We start from the raw sequence: 21,109 nt of genomic DNA, 5'->3' as shown, positions 1-21,109 counted from the left end.
AGCGCAAGAGTGACAGCCGTTGCTAAAAGCCGCTGGCTAGAGCGGAATTCGCAATAAGTGGAAACACTCCTGATTAGCTGAAAGCCCCCTGAAAGCAGTCTGTGGCATAACCCGAGGCTATCGCCTTATTTCAAGTTTTGATTAGACGGTTATCAGTGAGCCTTCGATAGTGCTCATCAACGCCGAGAAAAACGCGGCAAAACGCCGAACCGTGTTCGACGTCTGAATCTCCATAAAAATAATAAAGAGGTACGCACCATGGCTCGTCCCAGTGCTTCCCTGCATCTGCCCGGCGCAGTTGCCCAACCTGTCGCAACGGCCACACCGGCGGCCGGCATCACCAAAGCCAGCAGCGTGCGCTGGCGGATCTTCGCGATCGTCTTCGCGCTGACCATGGTCAACCTGATCGATCGGGTCTCGCTGTCCATCGCGATGCCGACCATCGCCCATGAATTTTCCCTGTCGCCGAGCATGCAAGGGCTGATCCTCAGCAGCTTTTTCTGGGCCTATGCGCTACTGCAGATTCCCGGCGGCTGGATGATCGATCGCTTCGGTCCGCACCGGGTGATCAGTTGGTCGACCGGGTTGTGGGGCACGTTCCAGGTGATTGCGGCGTTCGCCACCGGCGGCCTGTCGTTGCTGTTCGCTCGCGTCGCATTGGGTGCCGCCGAAGCGCCGTTGTTTCCGTCCGGCGGCAAACTGATCTCCTTGTGGCTGGCGCCCAGCGAACGCAGTCGCGGCGCCGTGTTGATGGACAGTGGCAGCCCGTTGGGTGTGGCCATCGGTGGGCTGATCATCGCTTATCTCATCGCCTCGCTCGATTCGTGGCGCCTCGCCTTTGTGATCGCCGGTATCGCCACGCTGGTGCTGGCCTGGCTGGCGCGGCGGTACCTGCGCGATGACCCGGCGACTCACCCGCAAGTGAATGCCGAAGAACTCGAGAAAATCAACGCCGGGCGTGCGACGCCGGCCGCCGAAGCGGCGCGGGTGCCGGTCAAAGGCTTGGGTATTGCCCCGCGTTCCTTGAGCGGTTTGCTGATCGGTCGCGCCAGTTGGGCGATGGTGTATTTCGGCCTGTTGACCTGGGGCCCGAGTTACCTGGCGCAGGCTCGCGGCTTCGACATCAAAGGCATTGGCGCCGCCACCTTCGTAATTTTCGTTTGCGGCGCGCTGGGGTCGTTGACCGGTGGTTTCCTCTGCGACGGGCTGATCCGCAAAGGCGTCAGTCGCGGTGTGGCGGTCAAGAGCCTGCTGGCCTTTTCCGGGGTGGTGGCCCTCGGCGCGTTCCTGTTGCTGCCGACCCTGAGCAACCCTTTTGCGGCCGTGGCGTTGTTGGCCATGACCGCGTTTTTCCTGATGTGGGGCAGCCTCTACTGGAGCTTCCCGGCGCTCTTGGCGGCACCGGCGCGGGTCGGCCTGATCGGCGGCGTGATGAACATGGCCGGCAGCACCGGTGGCATTGCGGTGCCGATTCTGGTCGGCGTGATCTTGCAAATGGCCGGTGGTTTTGCGCCGGTGCTGGGGTTCTTCGCGGTGTGCTCGGCGATCTTTGTATTGGCGACATTGTTCATCAGCCTCGACGAGGTGCGGCATGACTGAAGCGTATGACGGCCCGATCATCGACGCCCATCATCACTTCTGGGACCCGACGATCAATCACCATCCGTGGCTCGAGCCCGAGGCCAACATCCCGTTCCGCTACGGCGATTACAGCGCGATCAAGCAGCGCTATTTGCCCGATGATTACTTCGCCGATGCCGGTGCGCATAACGTCGTGCAAACGGTGTACATCGAGACCGAATGGGACCCGCAAGATCCGATAGGCGAAACCCGTTTCATCGAGGGATTGGCCGCGCGCTACGGCGTACCGAACGCCATCGTCGCCCAAGCCTGGCTCGATCACCCGGACGCCATCGCGGTGCTCACCGAGCAAGCGGGTTTCAAGTGTGTGCGCAGCGTGCGCCACAAACCCGGCGGGCCGACCTCGCCAGCGCAGGTGGGCCATGTGCGCAGTTTGATGAGCGACGAGCAATGGCGCCGCAGTTACGCCGCGCTGCAAGGGCTGGGGTTGCATTTCGATTTGCAGACGCCTTGGTGGAACCTGCACGAAGCCGAGCGGCTGGCCCGGGATTTTCCCGGCACCACGCTGATCCTCAACCACGCCGGGTTGCCCAATGACCGCAGTGCCGAGGGCCTTGCAGGCTGGCGTCTGGCGATGGCGCGGCTGGCCGAGTGGCCGAACGTGCAGGTGAAGATTTCCGGGCTGGGCCAGAAAGGCCAGGCATGGCGCGCCAAGGACAACGCGTGGATCGTGCGCGAGGTGATCGCCATGTTCGGCACCGACCGCGTGATGTTCGCCAGCAACTTCCCGGTCGACCGCCTGTGCGGCTCGTTTGACGACATCTACAGCGGTTTCAAATCCATCGTTGCTGACCTGCCACGGGCGGATCAGACACGACTGTTCTACAGCAACGCGCAGCAGGTTTACCGCTGCGAGCCTTGCGCCATCGAGCGTGAATGGCCCGAACCCTTGAGGAGTGAAGCATGAACAAGACAACCATCGCGATGGTCCTGGGTGACCCGGCGGGCATCGGCCCGGAACTGATCGCCCGCCTGCTCGCGGAGCCTGCGGTGCGCAGCCAGGCCAATGTGATCCTGATTGCCGACGAAGCGGAAATGCAGCGCGGCATGCGCATCGCCGGGGTGGAGTTTGCGTACCGTAGCGTCGAGTCGCTGGATCAGCTGTCGTTCGTCGATGACACGCCGCTGTTCTACGACTTTCGCGGTGACACCATCGGTGAGTTTGCGCGCAGTGAAGCCAGTGTCATCGGTGGCCGCTACAGCCTCGATACCCTGGAAAAAGCCTTGCGCCTGACCGAGGCCGGCACCACCGACGCGATACTGTTCGGCCCGTTGAACAAGACCTCGCTGCACATGGCCGGGATGGCGCACAACGACGAACTGCACTGGTTCGCCGAGCTGCTGGATTTCCACGGGCCGTTCTGCGAATTCAACGTGCTCGACAATTTGTGGACGTCGCGGGTGACCTCGCATGTGGCGCTGTCCGCCGTGCCGGGCATGTTGACGCAGGCGCGGGTGGTGGAAGCGATTCAGTTGATCGATACCGCGCTCAAGCGCAATGGCCTGGAAAGTCCGCGCATCGGTGTCTGTGGCTTGAACCCACATAACGGCGACAACGGTTCGTTCGGTCGCGAAGAACTCGACATCATCGGCCCGGCAGTTCGTTCGGCCCAGGCATTGGGGATTGCGGCGGAAGGGCCGTACCCCGGCGACACGATTTTCCTCAAGGTCCAGGGCGATGCGAGTGCCTTCGACGCGGTGGTGACGATGTACCACGACCAGGGGCAGATCGCGATCAAGTTGATGGGCTTCTCTCGTGGGGTGACGGTGCAAGGCGGCTTGCCGATTCCGATCACCACCCCCGCCCACGGCACCGCGTTTGATATCGCCGGACAGGGAAAGGCCAACCCCGGCGCAATCCGCCAGGCCTTCGAAATCGCCTGCCGGATGGGCACCCATAACTACTGACAAACCACAACACTCACTGACACGCAGCAACCTCCTGTAGGAGCCGGCTTGCCGGCGATTGCGGTCCGACAGACACAGATGAAGTGCCTGTCAGACCGCAATCGCCGGCAAGCCGGCTCCTACAGTTTTGTGTGGGGGCTGATAACTCGATCTGCTCAATTACGGCACGTACCTATCACCTCAGGTTATCGATGGATGCGCATAAGTGATTATCCGCACCCCCCATGCGCTGGCTAAAGTCGCTCCATCGAATGACCAGAGTCGGCCACCCGAGCCATCTCGATCATGCGAAACAACAACTACAAAAAGCCCGCCTTGTCACTTCCGCAAGGCACATACCGGCAGCTAAGGAACCTTCACATGACCCGTTCAGATTCCGCCCTGGCGCTGTTCAGTGCCATCTCCAAAAGCCGGCTGCGTTTGCTGCCGTTTCTGATCCTGATGTACATCCTCGCCTTCATCGATCGCTCCAACGTCGGCTTCGCCAAAGCGGCCTTGCAGGCGGATACCGGATTGGGCGACGCCGCATTTGCCTTCGGCGCGAGCATCTTCTTCATCGGTTACGCGTTCTTCGAAGTGCCGAGCAACTACATGCTGCACCGCCTTGGCGCGAAGGTCTGGCTGTGCCGGATCATGGTCACCTGGGGCATTGTGTCGGCGGCGATGATGTTTGCCCACAACGCCGAAACCTTTTACATCCTGCGCTTCCTGCTGGGAGTCGCCGAAGCGGGTTTCTTCCCTGGCATCATCCTTTACCTCACCTACTGGTTCCCGGCGCAGAGCCGTGGCCAGGCGCTCGGTCTGTTCTACTTTGGCTTGCCGCTGGCGCTGGTGCTGGGCAGTCCGTTGTCGGGCTGGTTGCTGGAATTCCACGGGGTGTTCGGCCTGACCAACTGGCAGTGGTTGTTTGTGGTCGAAGGCTTGATGGCGTCAGTGGTCGGCATCGCCGCGTACTTTTATCTGGTCAACCGTCCGGCTGATGCGAAGTGGTTGAGCGCTGAAGAAAAGCACGCGTTGCAAACTGCCCTCAGCGAAGAAGACGCGCTGAAGAAAGACAGCAGCCCTCACGGTTTTCTCGGAGCGCTGCGCAACCCTCGGGTGCTGCAATTCTGCCTGGCGTATTTCACCATTCAGATGAGCGTGTACGGCGTGGTGTTTTACCTGCCGACCCGTATTGCCGGTCTGCTCGATGGCCATGTCGGCCTTAACGTCGGCCTGATCACCGCGATTCCTTGGGTTTGCGCCCTGATCGTTACCCGAATCGTCACACGCTACGCCGACCGCACCGGTCAGCACCGGCGCCTCGCTGTGTGCATGCTGACCATGGCTGCCCTCGGCATCGCGGCCTCGGCGCTGGGCACCAGCATGGTTCCGGTGGTGCTCGCGTTCTGCTTTGCCGCCGCCGGTTTCGTCTCGGTGCAGCCCCTGTTCTGGACCATTCCCACCAGTTACCTCAGCGGTGCCGCCGCAGCCGGCGGGATCGCCCTGATCAACTCCATCGGCAACCTCGGCGGCTTCGTTGCGCCGAACCTGAAAACCGTGATGGAAACCAGCTTCGCCGACCCCCGTGCCGGCATGTTTGCCCTGGCCCTGGTCGGCATCGTTGGCGCCGTCCTGCTGTCCCGACTTCGCACCACCCACACACCTAAATCGCCCTCGCAGCTCACACCGGCTCAGGTTGGCTGATCACTACCCAAGCGTTAGCAAGGAACTGAATTCATGAAAATCAAAGCAATCCGTACCCGCGTATTCGAGTGGAAAGGCAAAGTCGTCCCGCCGCAAGCGCACTTCTGCACCAACGCCAGCGACATCCTGTTCGAGCGCGGCGACGCCATGGGCTCGTTCCGTTTCCACGGCTGGCTGGTGGTGGAAATCGAGACCGATACCGGCCTCGTCGGCATCGGCAACTGTGCGTTGGCGCCACGGGTGGCCAAGGAAATCATCGACACTTACCTGGCACCGATTGCGATTGGCGAAGACCCGTTCGACAACGAATACATCTGGCAGAAAATGTACCGTCAGAGCCACGCTTGGGGCCGCAAAGGCATCGGCATGGCGGCGATCTCGGCGATCGACATTGCGATCTGGGACATCATGGGCAAAGCGGTCAACAAACCGGTGTTCAAGCTGCTCGGTGGCCGTACCAAGGAAAAGATCTGGACCTACGCTTCCAAGCTCTACGCCAACGACAACCTCGACCTGTTCCTCGAAGAAGCTCAGGGCTATTTGAACCAGGGTTTCACCGCGCTGAAAATGCGCTTTGGCTACGGCCCGAAAGACGGCCCGGCGGGCATGCGCAAAAACATCGAACAAGTGCGGGCCCTGCGCGAACTGGCCGGCCCGGACATCGACATCATGCTCGAATGCTACATGGGCTGGACCCTCGAATACGCGCGCCGGATGCTGCCGAAACTCGCCGAATTCGAACCACGCTGGCTCGAAGAACCGGTGATTGCCGACGACATCGAAGGCTACATCGAGCTGAAAAAAATGGGGATCATGCCGATCTCCGGCGGCGAGCACGAATTCACCTCCTACGGCTTCAAAGACCTGCTGGAACGCCGTGCCATCGACGTGATCCAGTACGACACCAACCGCGTCGGCGGCATCACCGCCGCACGCAAGATCAACGCCATGGCCGAAGCCTGGTCGGTGCCGGTGATTCCTCACGCCGGGCAGATGCACAACTACCACCTGACCATGTCCACCACCGCCTCGCCGATGGCCGAGTTCTTCCCGGTGTTCGACGTCGAGGTTGGCAACGAACTCTTCTACTACGTGTTCAAGGGCGAGCCGCAACCGGTCAACGGTTACATTCAGCTCGACGACAATAAACCGGGCCTGGGCCTGGAAATTTCCGATGAATACCTGAGCGACTTCAACATTATCGAGTGACCCTGAAGCGCCGCTGAAGGGTGGCGTTATCCCCGATTTTATGGAGGGCCGTCATGCGCCTGATTCAATTTGAAAACACTGCCGGCGAGCGCCAGGTCGGCATCGTAGAAGGTTCGCAGGTCCAGGTGTTGAAAGGCATTCGCAGCACCCGTGAACTGGCACTCACGGCGATCCGCGCCCGACTCAGCCTGCAAGAAGTAGTGGCGCTATGCGGCACCGAACCGGGCCCGGTTTACGCCCAGCTGTTGCAGCAGGGCAACGTCCTGCCTCCGCTGGACCATGAAGACCCGGCACATTGCCTGATCAGCGGCACCGGCCTGACCCATCTGGGCAGCGCTTCGGCGCGGGACAAGATGCACCAGCACGACGGCGCAGTCGAAGCCGGCATGACCGACACCATGCGCATCTTCAAGTGGGGCCTGGAAGGCGGTAAACCGCCGGCCGGCCAGGTCGGCGCGCAACCGGAGTGGTTCTACAAGGGCGATGGCAGCATCGTTGTGCGCCCCGGCGCGGACTTTCCGGTGCCGCCGTTTGCCGAAGACGCTGGCGAAGAACCGGAGCTGACCGGCCTCTACGTAATCGGCGACGACGGCCAGCCGTATCGGCTCGGTTATGCGCTGGGCAACGAGTTCTCCGACCATGTCATGGAACGGCGCAATTACCTGTACCTCGCGCATTCGAAACTGCGTTTCTGCGCCTACGGTCCAGAGCTGCGCGTCGGTGAGTTGCCGCTGCATCTGGCCGGGACCAGCCGCATCATCCGCAACGGCGAAACCCTTTGGGAAAAAGAGTTTCTCAGCGGCGAAGACAACATGTGCCACAGCCTCGCCAACCTCGAATTCCATCACTTCAAATACGCGCAGTTTTTGCGTCCCGGCGATGTCCATGTGCATTACTTCGGCACCGCCACGCTGTCGTTTGCCGACGGCGTGAAAACCCAGCCGGGGGATCGCTTCCAGATCAGCCTCGATGAGTTCGGCGCCCCCCTGGAAAACGGCATCGGCGAAAGTGCCCAAGCCTTGGGTATCGGCCAGGTTCGTGCGCTCTGAAAACAATCGATCAGGAACCACCTTATGACCACGCTCCTTGGACACAACTACATCGGCGGTCGCCGTAGCGCCAACGGCACCTTGCAACTGCAAAGCCTCGACGCCACCACCGGCGAGCCGCTGCCCGGCCATTTTTTCCAGGCCTCGGAAGCCGAAGTGGACGCCGCCGCGAAAGCCGCCGCGGCGGTCTACCCGATTTACCGCAATCTGAGCGCAGAAAAACGCGCGACGTTCCTCGACGCCATTGCCGATGAAATCGATGCGCTGGGCGATGATTTCGTCGCCACGGTCTGCCGCGAAACGGCGCTGCCGGCCGGGCGTATCCAGGGTGAGCGTGGCCGCACCAGCGGCCAGATGCGCCTGTTCGCGATGGCCCTGCGTCGCGGTGATTTCTACGGGGCACGGATTGATCGCGCGCTGCCGGATCGCCAGCCGCTACCGCGTCCGGATTTGCGGCAGTACCGCATCGCCATCGGCCCGGTGGCGGTGTTTGGCGCCAGCAACTTTCCGCTGGCCTTTTCCACGGCGGGCGGCGACACCGCTTCGGCGTTGGCCGCCGGTTGCCCCGTGGTGTTCAAGGCCCACAGCGGCCACATGGCGACCGCCGAGTGGGTGGCGGACGCGATCATCCGCGCTGCCGAGCGCACCGGCATGCCGGCCGGTGTGTTCAACATGATTTTTGGCGGAGGCGTCGGTGAGTGGCTGGTCAAGCACCCGGCGATTCAGGCGGTGGGTTTCACCGGCTCGCTCAGGGGCGGCAATGCCCTGAGCCACATGGCCGCCACCCGGCCGCAGCCGATTCCGGTGTTCGCCGAGATGTCGAGCATCAACCCGGTGTTCCTGTTGCCCAAAGCGCTCCAGGTGCGTGGCGAGCAAATCGCTGCGCAACTGGCCGGTTCAGTGACGTTGGGCTGTGGTCAGTTCTGCACGAATCCGGGCCTGGTGATCGGGTTGCGCTCGCCGCAATTCAGCGCGTTCCTCGAAACTTTTTGCGCCAGCATGAACCAGCAACCGGCGCAAACCATGCTCAATGCCGGCGCGCTGGTCAGCTACAGCCGCGGCCTGGGTGAATTGCATGAGCATCCGGGGGTGACGCACTTGGCGGGCAAGCCGCAGCAGGGCAACCAGGCGCAACCGCAGGTGTTCAAGGCCGATGTCAGCCTGTTGCTCAAGGGCGATGAACTGCTTCAGGAAGAAGTGTTCGGACCGACCACCATCGTCATTGAAGTCGAGGACCGCGCGCAACTCGCCGCCGCGTTGCAGGGCTTGCGCGGGCAACTGACGGCGACGCTGATCGGCGAGGCCGAGGAACTGTTGGAGTACCGCTGGCTGGCGGAATTGTTGCAGGAGAAGGTCGGGCGGGTCTTGCTCAATGGCTATCCGACCGGGGTCGAAGTCTGCGAGGCGATGGTGCATGGCGGGCCGTATCCGGCGACGTCGGATTCCCGGGGGACTTCGGTGGGAACGTTGGCCATCGACCGATTCCTGCGGCCGGTGTGCTTCCAGAATTATCCGGATGGGTTGTTGCCTGAGGCATTGCAGAACGCTAATCCGTTGGGGATTCGGCGGTTGGTGGATGGCGAGGTGAGTCAGGCAGCTGTGTAGTCGCCTGAACCACCGCTATCGCTGGCAAGCCAGCTCCCACAGTGATTGGGGCGTGCACACTTTTTGTGAACAACGCTCGACCCTGTGGGAGCTGGCTTGCCAGCGATGGCGTCAGCTACAACACCGCATAACTACCGGGCCCCCACCTTGGCCGACTTCATCACCGAAGGCTTTAACACCAGCCACAGCGCCGCGCCAATCAACACCCCGCCATACACGTGCGCCATCGACAACGGCTCATCCAGCAACAACGCCCCCCACAGCACCCCGAACGGCGGAATCAGGAACGTCGTGGTCATCGATTTCAATGGCCCGATCGAGCTGAGCAAACGGAAGTAAATGATGTACGCAAACGCCGTGCACACCAGGCCCAATCCCAGCAACGACAGCCACACATTCCAGCCGCCCCAGCTCGCCGGAGGCTGGCTGATCACGCTGTAACCGAACAGCGGTAGCAGAAACAAGGTTGCCCCGAGCATGCTGCCCAGTGCCGACAGTCGACTGTCGAGACCGCCGGCCTGATCGAGCCAGCGGCGGGCAAGGAAACCGGCGAAGCCGTAACAGGTGGTGGCGAGCAGGCAGGCGAGGGCGCCCATCAGCAGTTGCAGGTCGAAGGCCACCGGGCCGGCCCGGGTCAGCACGCCAACGCCGAACAAACCGAGAAACACCCCGCCAAGCTTGGCAGCGGTGAGTCGCTCACTGAAGAACAAGCCGCCGATCAACACGCCCATCAGTGGCGTGGTGGCATTGAAAATCGCCGAATAACCGGCCGGCAGCACCTGAGCCGCCACGGAATAGAGGGTCGCCGGAATCCCGGAGTTGATCACCCCGAGCAGCATCACGGTTTTCAGTTTGCCTTTGAAATCCCAGCTGATGCGCATCAGTCCGAGAATCACCAGCAAGCCGGCTGCGGCAATCGACACACGGAAAAACGCCGTGGGAATCGAGCCGATGACCGGGGCAATGATGCGCATGAACAGAAAGCTCGCGCCCCAGATGGCCGCCAGCGACAGCAAACGAACAATATCGACAGGGCTCACGGCGCACTCCTTCCTTGATGGGGGCGAGAGTGTTGCCGAGAGGCTGGTCGATGGCAACCGAAAAACCGTCATTTAATAGGTGGTTGAACCGTCCATGCATCGTTTTAAGCGGTCTGTATCGGTGCCGCTTCCCTGACGGGTGTCGACGTTGCCGTTTTCATCGAGATAGACATTCGTATCGGGCCACTTTGGTGTGATGTTGACGCAGCGCATGCGGACTCCTTTGCGCCACCAGGAAATTTCCATAAAGAATTTTTCATCCGGGAACAGGAATCCTCGGTCGCTGATAGCCCCGCCTGGGCTAACTCGTCCCCTATATATCCTGTGTTGGACGTTCCAGACGTACTTGAATTCTCCCTCGCCTTTTCGGGAGAAGTGAATAGTTGCATTCGGCAATACTGCTATCTGCCAGAAAAGAAAGGCGACAAATGGAAATAACGGAATCAATAACCACCAGAAGTAACCTAATAGCGCCTTAACTACAGATATGATCTTCAATTCCGTCCCCCCAACTATCCGGTTCAACTGCCAACACTTCATCCATGATCATCTTTGCTGTAACCCCGCCATTTGGGTGTTGTTTATAGAGTTTCACACCAATACTGATCGAGACCCTGTCGGCGACATCGTCCCATGATCGAAGGTCCGTCCAGGGATTCGCTGTCGGGTGCGGGCCTGGGAGTGTCCTAGCCTCTTTGGATTCTGTTAATAGTTCATATGTTTTTCTTAAACCGTCCGAGACAATTTGTTCAGCCCCAGCGCCATCCAGCAACACACTTTCCGAAAGTCCGCCCGCCATTCCGACGTACCCATAATGAATGTTCGACCAGATGTCGTAGAAATAGATATATTTTCCCTGTTTGTGCCAAACATCACCGCTGTACATCAGTCGTAATTTCGGCTTGTGGTCCCACGGGCGATCTTGACCGACACGCTCCGTCCACAGGGCAAGTGCTGCCGCTGCGTTTGCATAACCCGTAGTTTGAGGACTCGTTGCTCCAGCCGTCGCGTACCAAGGCAATTCCAAAAATTTCTTTGTTTCTGCTGCAGTGTCATAGCTGTTGAGTTCCTTCATTTTCAACACTGCGGGATCACGGATATTGCGATTCATCTCCCCAGCAATATAAGCCGCCAACTCTTCCATCATGTCCGGATGAGGGCAGGTCTGTGCGATGCAAAAGGAAAGGTAGAAGGGTGGGATTTCGCTGTTGGGAAACCAGATCACCATGTCTTGGTACTCCGGCGGCAACACCGGTTTGCCGAGGATGTTCCCAGCCATATCCGTGGGCGGGTACACCCACACCGGAGGCAATGGCGGCGAGTCGTTCAACTTCGGCATTGGCGTCGCTGCGGCGGGTGTCCAGGTCAATTTGACGCCTTGCCCCAACTCAACGAAAAATCGCTCGCCCTCTGCGGTCGCCGCGATGACGGGTACGTTTTCCCACTCCTTTTTTTTACCGGTGTAAAAGCCGTAAGCGCGAACCGAGCCGTCCGCGAGTCGCTCGACCTGGAGTCGGACGCGGGTCTTGGCGGTCGTGAGCGAGGTGTATTGATCGAGGGTGTACAGCGCGCAGTCGGTTGAGGTTGGTTCTGACACCAGCACAACGGCGAGAACAGCCAGGTCCGCTGGCTCGGCGGTCAACGTTCCCTTCAGGCGTCCGGTCAGGATGGAGCCACCGATCCATGCCATCGATGCGTTGGAAGAGTCGCTGCCCAGCACGGCAAACGCGCCATATTGCGTCAGCAACTCCACGGGAATGAACCCACTGGGGTTGCTGTGGTTGATCACACCGTCTGGCAACCCGCAGGATTTGGCAAAAACACAGCCTCGGATTGCCGATTTGGCAAGTACCGGTGGCGGTGTCGCATTGCGGCGGGCTTCATCGCGAGCCTGAGCTTGTTCATAGCGCAGGATGTCCGCTTGCTGGCGAAGTTGTTCGTCTACGGTCGGGCGGGGGCGGCATTGAGCGCACGTACACGGCATGAAAGCGTCCATACTTTTTTCGAAGCGCGCACGCTAGCGGCAAGTTCGATTGCCGGCTGTAGGGCGATTCCGAAATGCACTGCTCCGTTTTCCTGTTTTGTTTGGCCGCCGGAAATCTTGTTGCCAGAAAATTCCCCTTCTCCTGTACCCGCTTCACTGGCTAAGCTCAGGCCTTTCGAATTCCCGCAGAGGTCTCACCATGCCGCAGCAATGGCCAGCCGCCGACATCGCCCGAATGATCCTCGATGGCTTTGACGATTACCGCGAACATTTCCGGCAGATCACCGACGGCGCCCGTGCGCGTTTCGAGCAGGCGCAGTGGCAGGAGACGCAAGTCGCCTCGGCGGCGCGGATCAACCTCTACGAAGAAAAAGTCAGTGAAACGGTGAGTCGGCTGCGGGTCGCGTTCGATGCCGACACCCTGGACGTCAGTTGCTGGCCGCTGGTCAAGAGCGCGTACATCACGCTGATCGACCTGCGCTTCGACGATGAGCTGTCCGAGACCTGGTACAACTCGATCTTCTGCGGGCTGTTCAGCCATGACCTGATCAGCGACGGCTGCATGTTCATCCACACCACCCGGCCGAGCCTGCGCCGGGCCCGTGCCGCGCAAACCCGTACCTACAAACCTCAGGGGCAGTTGTCCGGGATGCTCGCGAGCATTTTTGCCGACTACCGTTTCAGCGAGGATTACGCCGACCTGCCGGGGGATCTGCACCGCCTCGAAGCGCAACTGCGCGAGAACCTGCCGGACTGGGTGTGCAAGGACCCGGAGCTGAGCGTCGAATTGTTCTCCTCGGTGCTCTACCGCAACAAGGGCGCGTACCTGGTCGGGCGCATCTACACCGCCGATGAGCAATGGCCGCTGGCGATTCCGCTGTTGCACCTTGAGGGGCGCGGCATTCAGATCGATGCGCTGATCACCGACGAAGCCGACGTGTCGATCATCTTCTCGTTCACCCGTTCGTATTTCATGGTGGATGTGCCGGTGCCGGCGGAATTCATCGGTTTCCTCAAGCGCATTCTGCCGGGCAAGCACATCGCCGAGCTGTACACCTCGATCGGTTTCTACAAGCACGGCAAATCCGAGTTCTACCGGGCGCTGATCAACCACCTCGCCAACACCGACGACCAGTTCATCATGGCCCCCGGCGTGCGCGGCATGGTCATGAGCGTGTTCACCCTGCCAGGCTTCAACACCGTTTTCAAAATCATCAAGGACCGTTTCTCACCGTCGAAAAACGTCAACCGCGCCACGGTGATCGAGAAGTACAGGTTGGTGAAAAGCGTCGATCGGGTCGGGCGCATGGCCGATACCCAGGAATTTGCCGACTTCCGCTTCCCGCTGAGCAAGTTCGATCCGGAGTGCCTGGAAGAGCTGCTGGAGGTGGCGCCGTCCACGGTGTCGGTTGAAGGTGACACGGTGCTGATCCGCCACTGCTGGACCGAGCGGCGCATGACCCCGTTGAACCTGTACCTGGAACACGCCAACGAGGCGCAAGTGCGCGAGGCGCTGGAAGATTACGGGCTGGCGATCAAGCAACTGGCGGCGGCGAATATTTTCCCCGGCGACATGCTGCTGAAAAACTTCGGCGTCACCCGTCACGGGCGCGTGGTGTTTTATGACTACGACGAGATCTGCTTTCTGACGGAAGCCAACTTCCGGCATATCCCACAACCGCGTACGCCGGAAGACGAAATGGCGTCGGAGCCGTGGTACTCGATCGGGCCGCTGGATGTCTTCCCCGAGGAGTTTCCGCCGTTTTTGTTTGCCGACTCGGGGCAGCGCAAGCTGTTCGACCAGTTGCATGGCGAGTTGTACAACGCCGATTACTGGAAAAGCCTGCAAGACGCGATTCGCGCCGGCAAGGTGATTGATGTGTTCCCGTATCGGAGGAAGGCAGCTGAAAGCTGAAAGCTGAAAGCTGCAAGCTGCAAGTCATAAGCCGCGTTTACCTTGGAGCTTGCCGCTTGCCGCTGCTTCTCTGTTACGCTTGCGGCTTTTGGCTTACAGCTTGCCGCTGCTTCTATGACTGACGAATCGCCTTCAATCGACAACCTGCTGAAAAACCTCGATCACGCCATGCTCGCCGACCGTCACCGGCTGCGGCGGCAGTTGCTTGAGCTGCGCAAGAAACCCGACGAAGCCAAGCTGGCCCAGTGGGTGACGCGCATGCAGGCGTCCTGTGATCAGGTGCTGGCGCGCCGCGCCAGCCTGCCGGTGATTCGTTACGACGACAGTTTACCGATCGCCGCCAAACGCGACGAAATCAAAGCCGCGCTGCTCAAGCATCAGGTGCTGATCATTGCCGGCGAAACCGGCTCGGGTAAAACCACCCAGTTGCCGAAAATCTGCCTGGAAATCGGTCGCGGCCAGCATGGTCTGATCGGCCATACCCAGCCGCGCCGGATTGCGGCGCGCAGCGTGGCCAGCCGGGTCGCCGAGGAGCTGGCGACGCCGTTGGGCGCGCTGGTGGGTTATCAGGTGCGGTTCGAGGATCAGAGCGATTCCAACACCCTGATCAAACTGATGACCGACGGCATTCTGCTGGCGGAAACCCAGAACGACCGCTACCTCGAGCGCTACGACACGATCATCGTCGACGAGGCCCACGAACGTAGCCTCAACATCGATTTCCTGCTTGGCTACCTGAAAACCCTGCTGCCCCGTCGTCCGGACCTGAAAGTCATCATCACCTCGGCGACCATCGACTTGGAACGCTTCTCCAAGCATTTCGACGATGCGCCCATCGTCGAAGTCTCCGGCCGCACGTTTGCGGTGGACACCTGGTATCGCCCGCTGACACTGGAACAGGACGAAGAGGGCAACCGCGTCGAGGACGACCTGACCGTTGATCAGGCGATCCTCGCGACCCTCGATGAAATCGCCGCGTTCGAACGCAGTGAGCGCAAGAGCCCCGGCGACGTGCTGGTGTTCCTGCCCGGCGAGCGCGAGATTCGCGACGCCGCTGACATGCTGCGCAAGGCCCAGCTCAAGCACACCGAAATCCTGCCGTTGTACGCGCGGCTTTCGCCGGCCGAGCAACAGCGGATTTTCCAGTCGCACCCGGGGCGCCGTGTCGTGCTGGCGACCAACGTCGCCGAAACCTCGCTGACCGTGCCGGGCATTCGTTACGTGATTGACAGCGGCACTGCGCGCATCAGCCGCTACAGCTACCGCGCCAAGGTCCAGCGCCTGCCCATCGAAGCGATTTCCCAGGCCAGCGCCAACCAGCGTAAAGGCCGATGCGGACGGGTCGAGCCGGGCATTTGCATTCGCCTGTATGGCGAAGACGATTTCCTCGGGCGTCCGGAATTTACCGATCCGGAAATTTTGCGGACCAACCTCGCTGCCGTGATCTTGCAGATGCTGCACTTGCGCCTCGGCGAGATCACCGATTTCCCGTTTATCGAGCCGCCGGATGGCAAAGCCATCAGCGACGGTTTCAACCTGCTGCAAGAACTCTCGGCGGTGGATCGCAACAGCCAGTTGACCCCGCTCGGGCGCAACCTCGCGCGCCTGCCGGTGGACCCGCGCATGGGCCGCATGTTGCTGGAAGCGGCGAAACTCGGCAGCTTGCAGGAAGTGCTGATCGTCGCCAGCGCCATGTCGATCCAGGACCCGCGCGAGCGTCCGCCGGAGCGTCAGCAAGCGGCGGATCAAGCCCATGCACAGTGGAAAGACATCGACTCGGATTTCGCCGGGCTGGTCAATTTGTGGCGCGGTTTCGAAGAGCAGCGCCAGGCGCTGACGGCGAGCCCGCTGCGCAACTGGTGCCGCAAGAACTTCCTGAATTACCTGCGGCTGCGCGAGTGGCGCGATTCCCATCGCCAGTTGAGCCTGATCTGCCGCGACATGCAGTTGACTATTAATAAAGAGCCGGCGGATTACCCGAAACTGCACAAAGCGGTGTTGTCCGGGTTGCTCAGCCAGATCGGCCAGAAAACCGAGGACGGTGATTATCTGGGCGCGCGTCAGCGGCGTTTCTGGATTCACCCCTCGTCCGGCCTCGGCAAGAAGCGCCCGCAATGGCTGATGACCGCCGAACTGGTGGAAACCACCAAGCTCTATGCGCGGATGGTCGCCAAGATCGATGCCGACTGGATCGAGCCGCTCGCCGGGCACCTGATCAAGAAAAACCACTTCGAACCCCATTGGGAGAAGAAGCGCGGCCAGGTCGTGGCGTTCGAGCAGATCACCTTGTTCGGCTTGATCATCGTCGGTCGCCGGCCGGTGCATTACGGGCCGATTGACCCGGTGGTGTCGCGCGAGTTTTTCATTCGCGAAGGTCTGGTGCGCGGCGAGATTCAATCGAAAGCCAAATGCCTGACGGCCAACCAGCAACTGCTGGAACAGCTCGACGAACTGGAAGCCAAGGCCCGTCGCCGAGACATTCTGGCCGATGAAGAAACCCTGTTCGCGTTCTACGACGCACGGCTGCCGGCGGAGATTCACCAGACTGCAACCTTCGACAGTTGGTACAAGGTCAACAGCCAGAAAGATCCGCAGTTGCTGATCATGCGTGAAGAAGACGTGCTGGCCCGCGAGGCCAGCGAAGTCACGGCGCTGCAATACCCGGACACCCTGCACATCGGTGATCTGGCACTGTCATTGAGTTACCACTTCGAGCCGAATCATCCGCGTGACGGCGTGACCTTGCGCGTGCCAGCGCCGTTGTTGCCGATGCTGCCGCCGGAACGCCTGGAATGGCTGGTGCCCGGCGTCATTGAAGCCAAGTGCATCGCACTGGTGCGCAACCTGCCCAAGGCGCTGCGCAAGAATTTCGTGCCGGTGCCAGACTTCGTCAAAGCCGCGTTGCAGCGCATGACCTTTGCCGAGGGTTCGTTGCCCCAGGCGTTGGGTCGTGAACTGCTGCGCATGACCGGTGCGCGGGTCAGCGATGAAGCCTGGGCCGAAGCGGCGCAGCAGGTTGAGAGCCATTTGCGGATGAACCTGGAAATCGTCGATGGGCAGGGCAAGTTCCTCGGCGAAGGACGTGATCTGACGGAACTGACCGCGCGCTTCGCCGAAGCGAGTCAGGCCGCGTTGGCGGTGCCGCACACCGCGAAAAGCCAGCAGCCGGTCGAGGCGAAAGCCTTCGCCGCGGTGGCGCAAAAGACGCAACAGAAGATTGCCGGGCTGTCGATGACGGTCTATCCGGCGTTGGTGGAAGAGGCGGGGACGGTCAAGGAAGGGCGGTTCTCGACGCCGGCCGAAGCCGAGTTCCAGCATCGTCGCGCCTTGCAGCGCTTGCTGATGCAGCAACTGGCGGAACCGGCGAAGTTCTTGCGCGGCAAATTGCCAGGGCTGACCGAACTGGGCCTGATGTACCGCGACATGGGGCGCATCGACAGTCTGGTAGAAGACATTCTGCTGGCCAGTCTCGACAGCTGCATCCTCGACGGCGAGCACCCGTTGCCGCGTGATGGTGCCGGACTGGCCGCACTGGCCGAACGCAAGCGTGGCGGCTGGACCGAGCACGCCGAGCGCCTGGCGAAGTTGACCCTGGAGATTCTCAAGCTCTGGCACGGTCTGCAAAAGCGCTTCAAGGGCAAGATCGACCTGGCCCAGGCCGTGGCGCTGAACGACATCAAGCAGCAGCTCAGTCATCTGGTGTATCCGGGGTTCGTCCGCGAAACGCCGATGCAGTGGCTCAAGGAACTGCCGCGTTACCTGAAAGCCATCGAGCAGCGCTTCGAGAAACTCGGCGCCCAGGTGCAGAAGGACCGAGTGTGGAGTGGCGAGTTGTCCGGTCTCTGGAGCCAATACCAGGCCCGCGCCAGCAAACATGCGCAAGAAGGCAAGCGCGATCCGCAGCTTGAGCTGTACCGCTGGTGGCTGGAGGAATACCGGGTGTCGCTGTTCGCCCAGCAATTGGGGACCAAAGTGCCAATCTCCGACAAACGCCTGAGCAAGCAGTGGAGCCAAGTGGAGCCTTGACCTTTGGGAGCGGGCTTGCCCGCGATGGCGGTCTATCATTCGACATCGATGGTGAATGTGACGGCCTCATCGTTGGAACGCCGCCCGGGGCAAGCCCGCTCCCGCAGGTACGGTGTTGCTCTTGCAAAAGGCGCCAAATCCTGACGTTTATGGCAAACTTCGCGCCTATAAACGCCGGCCCCGCGGTTTTGAGCCTCTCAAGGTTCGGGCGGAGCGGAATAAAGCGATGCCAGGTTTGCTTCCTCTGACGGGAACGGACCCTTTGTGTGTTGGTACGACGGTGCCAACGCTTTCTGCCTGAACAGATTAGAGAAACGACCATGCATAACGTCGTCATCAGCGGCACCGGCCTGTACACCCCGGCCAACAGCATCTCCAACGAAGAGCTGGTGCAGTCTTTCAACGCTTACGTTGCGCTGTTCAACGCCGACAACGCTGACGCCATCGCCCGTGGCGAAGTTGAAGCCTTGACCGAATCCAGCGCCGCGTTTATCGAAAAAGCCTCCGGCATCAAAAGCCGCTTTGTCATGGACAAGGACGGCATCCTCGACCCGCATCGCATGGCGCCACGTCTGCCGGAGCGCTCGAACGACGAGTGGTCGGTTCTCTGCCAGATGGCTATCGGCGCCGCCGAGCAAGCCTTGCAGCGCGCCGGCAAAACCGCCGCCGACATCGACGGCGTGATCGTCGCCTGCTCCAACCTGCAACGCGCCTACCCGGCCATCGCGGTTGAAGTTCAGGAAGCATTGGGCATCCACGGTTTCGGTTTTGACATGAACGTGGCCTGTTCTTCGGCGACCTTCGGCATCCAGGCGGCTGCCAACAGCGTGCAACTGGGCCAGGCCCGGGCGATCCTGATGGTCAACCCGGAAGTCTGCACCGGTCACCTGAACTTCCGCGACCGTGACAGCCACTTCATTTTCGGCGACGCGGCCACCGCGGTGATCATCGAACGCGCCGACCTGGCGACGTCCAACTACCAGTTCGACGTGGTCAGCACCAAATTGCTGACCAAGTTCTCCAATAACATTCGCAACAACTTCGGCTTCCTCAACCGCGCGGCGGAAGAGGGCATCGGTGCCAAGGACAAACTGTTCGTGCAGGAAGGCCGCAAGGTGTTCAAGGAAGTCTGCCCGATGGTTGCCGAGCTGATCGGTGCGCACCTGGCGGAGAACCAGCTCAACGTCGGCGACGTGAAGCGCTTCTGGCTGCACCAGGCCAACCTCAGCATGAACCACTTGATCGTGAAGAAGTTGTTGGGCCGCGAAGCGAGCGAAGAAGAAGCCCCGGTGATTCTCGATACGTATGCCAACACCAGCTCTGCCGGTTCGGTGATTGCATTTCACAAGAACCAGGATGACCTGGCCGCCGGTTCGCTGGCGGTGCTGAGCTCGTTCGGTGCGGGTTATTCGATTGGTAGCGTGATTCTGCGCAAACGTTGATTTTTTTTTTGCGTGCACAAAAAAACCCGCGTTGCCGTATCGGACGGAAGATGGGGACCGATACGGCAACGCGAGTTTGTAAAATCAGCTCAGGCTTCCTTGCCCGAGCCATGTAACGCAATCAGAACTTGGCTTCGGCATCCAGTTGCAGGGTGTTGATTTTCGAGTCCCGCAGGGCGGCGTTGGTGTAGTCAGACTTAGCCATGAAGTACGTCGCGCCGACTGCGAAGTTTTTGTCCAGCTCGTAGTTCACTTTCAACTTGCTGCCGCGCGAACCGGTGAAACCGTTGGCGAAGTCAGAGTCAGTGAAGGCACCGACCACCGCGTTACGCTGTACGTCGCGGTAGTTGTAGTCGACGCCGAAGCCGTAGAACTTGGTTTTCACACCCGCCAGCCAACCCATGTCCTGGTCGTTGCTGGCGTCTTTGTTGTTGACGATCTGACCGTACAACGACAACGGCACTGCCAAGCCGCCGATGTCGAGTTGACCAAAGCCTTCGTACAACTTGAATTGCTCGTTCGGGGTGTTGCCATTGGTGGCCAGTACCGACGGAATGCTGGTGCCGCCAGCGGTGATGTCGTCGTCGTTGTCGTAGCCGTAGACGCTGCCACCCAGGGTCAGTTTCAGGCTGTCGGTGATCGCGAAGCGTGCACCCAACTGGCCAGCGTACAGACGCAAGTCGTGCTTGAACTGCACGCCGTCGCCGTCGACGTTGTCCTTGAGGGTGTAGTGGCCGGCGCTGCCGAACAGCTCGGCGGTGGAGCCCAGCGGGTATTTGTAGGAGAGGGACAGACCTTCCGGGCTGATATCGCTATCCCAGATGATGTCGCCCATGCTCACCCATTGCTGCGGCATCTTGCCGCCAACAATGTGCAGGTTCTTCGCGAAGTCGGGGTGGTAGTCAACGTAACCCTGGTCCAGCCAGATCGACTTCTTGTCGAAGTAGTTGTCCAGGCTCTGGTTGGTGGAGCGCGCGTCGTCGTTGTTGCCGGTAGCGATACGGATACCGGTGTCGACTTGCGGGTTGATCTCGGTGTAGGCACCCAGGCGGGCACGAACGCGCTGACGATCCTGGTCGCGGTTGTTCGACACACCATCGTTCTTGACCGTTTCCTGGCGGAAACGAACGTCACCCTTGAACTGGGTCTTGGCGGCCCACGCCAGTTTCTGGTCGAAGGTGCTCAGCGCCTCGGTTTTCTTCGCGGTGGCCGCGATCTGCTCGTTGCTCTCTTGTTGAGCCTGACGGGCGATTTGCTGGTCTTTCTGATCCCGTGCCAGTTCGGCTTGCAGTTCGCCGTACTGCGCGTTGGTAATCGAACCGTTTGCCTTCAGCATGTCGAGCAGTTTGGCGTCGACTGCGGCGCTGGCCGGAACGCTCAGGGCCAGCAGCAGACCGCCACACAGGGCCGCCGCAGTTTTCGTGGAAGCAAGACGCATATCAATCTCCGAAGATGAGAGGGGATGACTGAGCCATCCGGGGCACAACCGACCGATAAGGGCGGAAAACAGTGGCCGGGCTAGAACCCGACGTTCTAAAAACTGGCGCCAGTATCGCGATGGTTTATGACAAAACAGTGGCAATGTGATGGCGTCTCGATGACGA

The 21,109-nt window shown here is 60.6% G+C and carries 14 protein-coding genes; 10 read left to right on the top strand and 4 right to left on the bottom strand.

The window, feature by feature from the left end; all coding sequences use genetic code 11:
• The first annotated feature begins 258 nt into the window (after positions 1 to 258).
• The 7 genes from ACYZT4_RS13960 (at position 259) to ACYZT4_RS13930 (ending at position 9,098) form a co-directional block, all read left to right on the top strand.
• Positions 259 to 1,599: an MFS transporter gene (locus ACYZT4_RS13960; RefSeq protein ID WP_461980473.1), complete on the top strand. Its 1,341-nt coding sequence runs from the start codon at positions 259 to 261 to the stop codon at positions 1,597 to 1,599.
• Positions 1,592 to 2,548 (top strand): amidohydrolase family protein, encoded by a 957-nt coding sequence (locus ACYZT4_RS13955; protein ID WP_461980471.1) that lies wholly within the window; start codon positions 1,592 to 1,594, stop codon positions 2,546 to 2,548. Before ACYZT4_RS13960 ends, ACYZT4_RS13955 begins: the two co-directional genes overlap by 8 nt.
• Entirely contained in the window at positions 2,545 to 3,549 is a 1,005-nt protein-coding gene (locus ACYZT4_RS13950) for a 4-hydroxythreonine-4-phosphate dehydrogenase PdxA (protein ID WP_461980469.1), read from the top strand. The genes ACYZT4_RS13955 and ACYZT4_RS13950 overlap by 4 nt, the downstream gene beginning before the upstream one ends.
• A 360-nt stretch (positions 3,550 to 3,909) precedes the next feature.
• A complete protein-coding gene (locus ACYZT4_RS13945) occupies positions 3,910 to 5,235 on the top strand; it encodes an MFS transporter (protein ID WP_461980467.1) in 1,326 nt (441 codons plus the stop codon).
• 33 nt (positions 5,236 to 5,268) lie between these two features.
• On the top strand, positions 5,269 to 6,444 hold the full coding sequence (locus tag ACYZT4_RS13940; protein WP_461980465.1) for an L-rhamnonate dehydratase: 1,176 nt from the start codon (positions 5,269 to 5,271) through the stop codon (positions 6,442 to 6,444).
• 53 nt (positions 6,445 to 6,497) lie between these two features.
• Complete coding sequence (gene araD1 / locus ACYZT4_RS13935) at positions 6,498 to 7,493, top strand: AraD1 family protein (protein ID WP_461980463.1); 996 nt, start codon at positions 6,498 to 6,500, stop codon at positions 7,491 to 7,493.
• A 24-nt stretch (positions 7,494 to 7,517) separates the two neighbouring features.
• A complete protein-coding gene (locus ACYZT4_RS13930; RefSeq protein ID WP_461980461.1) occupies positions 7,518 to 9,098 on the top strand; it encodes an aldehyde dehydrogenase (NADP(+)) in 1,581 nt (526 codons plus the stop codon).
• 131 nt (positions 9,099 to 9,229) lie between these two features.
• Here the strand turns inward: ACYZT4_RS13930 and ACYZT4_RS13925 are convergent, their stop codons facing one another.
• The 3 genes from ACYZT4_RS13925 to ACYZT4_RS13915 all read right to left on the bottom strand — a co-directional run bounded on the left by ACYZT4_RS13925 (position 9,230) and on the right by ACYZT4_RS13915 (position 11,828).
• Positions 9,230 to 10,138 (bottom strand): DMT family transporter, encoded by a 909-nt coding sequence (locus ACYZT4_RS13925; RefSeq protein ID WP_461980459.1) that lies wholly within the window; start codon positions 10,136 to 10,138, stop codon positions 9,230 to 9,232.
• 72 nt (positions 10,139 to 10,210) lie between these two features.
• Complete coding sequence (locus ACYZT4_RS13920) at positions 10,211 to 10,636, bottom strand: hypothetical protein (RefSeq protein WP_461980457.1); 426 nt, start codon at positions 10,634 to 10,636, stop codon at positions 10,211 to 10,213.
• Positions 10,614 to 11,828, bottom strand: coding sequence for a polymorphic toxin type 44 domain-containing protein (locus ACYZT4_RS13915; protein ID WP_461988685.1), 1,215 nt, complete (start codon positions 11,826 to 11,828; stop codon positions 10,614 to 10,616). Before ACYZT4_RS13915 ends, ACYZT4_RS13920 begins: the two co-directional genes overlap by 23 nt.
• Positions 11,829 to 12,321: 493 nt before the next feature.
• Between ACYZT4_RS13915 and aceK the strand changes: the two genes are divergently transcribed.
• From aceK to ACYZT4_RS13900, 3 genes are all read left to right on the top strand, one after another.
• On the top strand, positions 12,322 to 14,037 hold the full coding sequence (gene aceK, locus ACYZT4_RS13910; RefSeq protein ID WP_461980455.1) for a bifunctional isocitrate dehydrogenase kinase/phosphatase: 1,716 nt from the start codon (positions 12,322 to 12,324) through the stop codon (positions 14,035 to 14,037).
• Positions 14,038 to 14,151: 114 nt separating this feature from the next.
• A complete protein-coding gene (gene hrpA / locus ACYZT4_RS13905) occupies positions 14,152 to 18,063 on the top strand; it encodes an ATP-dependent RNA helicase HrpA (protein ID WP_461980453.1) in 3,912 nt (1,303 codons plus the stop codon).
• A gap of 320 nt (positions 18,064 to 18,383) precedes the next feature.
• Positions 18,384 to 19,505 (top strand): beta-ketoacyl-ACP synthase III, encoded by a 1,122-nt coding sequence (locus ACYZT4_RS13900; protein WP_461980451.1) that lies wholly within the window; start codon positions 18,384 to 18,386, stop codon positions 19,503 to 19,505.
• A 121-nt stretch (positions 19,506 to 19,626) separates the two neighbouring features.
• On the opposite strand, the gene ACYZT4_RS13895 is transcribed toward ACYZT4_RS13900, so the two are convergent.
• Entirely contained in the window at positions 19,627 to 20,943 is a 1,317-nt protein-coding gene (locus ACYZT4_RS13895) for a putative porin (RefSeq protein WP_461980449.1), read from the bottom strand.
• Between the last annotated feature and the right edge of the window lie 166 nt (positions 20,944 to 21,109).

The sequence above is a fragment of the Pseudomonas sp. GB2N2 genome (assembly GCF_054897705.1).
This window is presented reverse-complemented; position numbering and strand designations above follow the sequence as displayed.

Excerpts from the sequence above, each read along its gene's own strand:
- ACYZT4_RS13940 (WP_461980465.1), top strand. The coding sequence starts at position 5,269 with ATGAAAATCAAAGCAATCCGTACCCGCGTATTCGAGTGGAAAGGCAAA.
- hrpA (WP_461980453.1), top strand. The coding sequence starts at position 14,152 with ATGACTGACGAATCGCCTTCAATCGACAACCTGCTGAAAAACCTCGAT.
- araD1 (WP_461980463.1), top strand. The coding sequence starts at position 6,498 with ATGCGCCTGATTCAATTTGAAAACACTGCCGGCGAGCGCCAGGTCGGC.
- ACYZT4_RS13950 (WP_461980469.1), top strand. The coding sequence starts at position 2,545 with ATGAACAAGACAACCATCGCGATGGTCCTGGGTGACCCGGCGGGCATC.
- ACYZT4_RS13930 (WP_461980461.1), top strand. The coding sequence starts at position 7,518 with ATGACCACGCTCCTTGGACACAACTACATCGGCGGTCGCCGTAGCGCC.
- ACYZT4_RS13945 (WP_461980467.1), top strand. The coding sequence starts at position 3,910 with ATGACCCGTTCAGATTCCGCCCTGGCGCTGTTCAGTGCCATCTCCAAA.
- ACYZT4_RS13915 (WP_461988685.1), bottom strand. The coding sequence starts at position 11,828 with ATGGCATGGATCGGTGGCTCCATCCTGACCGGACGCCTGAAGGGAACG.
- aceK (WP_461980455.1), top strand. The coding sequence starts at position 12,322 with ATGCCGCAGCAATGGCCAGCCGCCGACATCGCCCGAATGATCCTCGAT.
- ACYZT4_RS13960 (WP_461980473.1), top strand. The coding sequence starts at position 259 with ATGGCTCGTCCCAGTGCTTCCCTGCATCTGCCCGGCGCAGTTGCCCAA.
- ACYZT4_RS13955 (WP_461980471.1), top strand. The coding sequence starts at position 1,592 with ATGACTGAAGCGTATGACGGCCCGATCATCGACGCCCATCATCACTTC.
- ACYZT4_RS13895 (WP_461980449.1), bottom strand. The coding sequence starts at position 20,943 with ATGCGTCTTGCTTCCACGAAAACTGCGGCGGCCCTGTGTGGCGGTCTG.
- ACYZT4_RS13900 (WP_461980451.1), top strand. The coding sequence starts at position 18,384 with ATGCATAACGTCGTCATCAGCGGCACCGGCCTGTACACCCCGGCCAAC.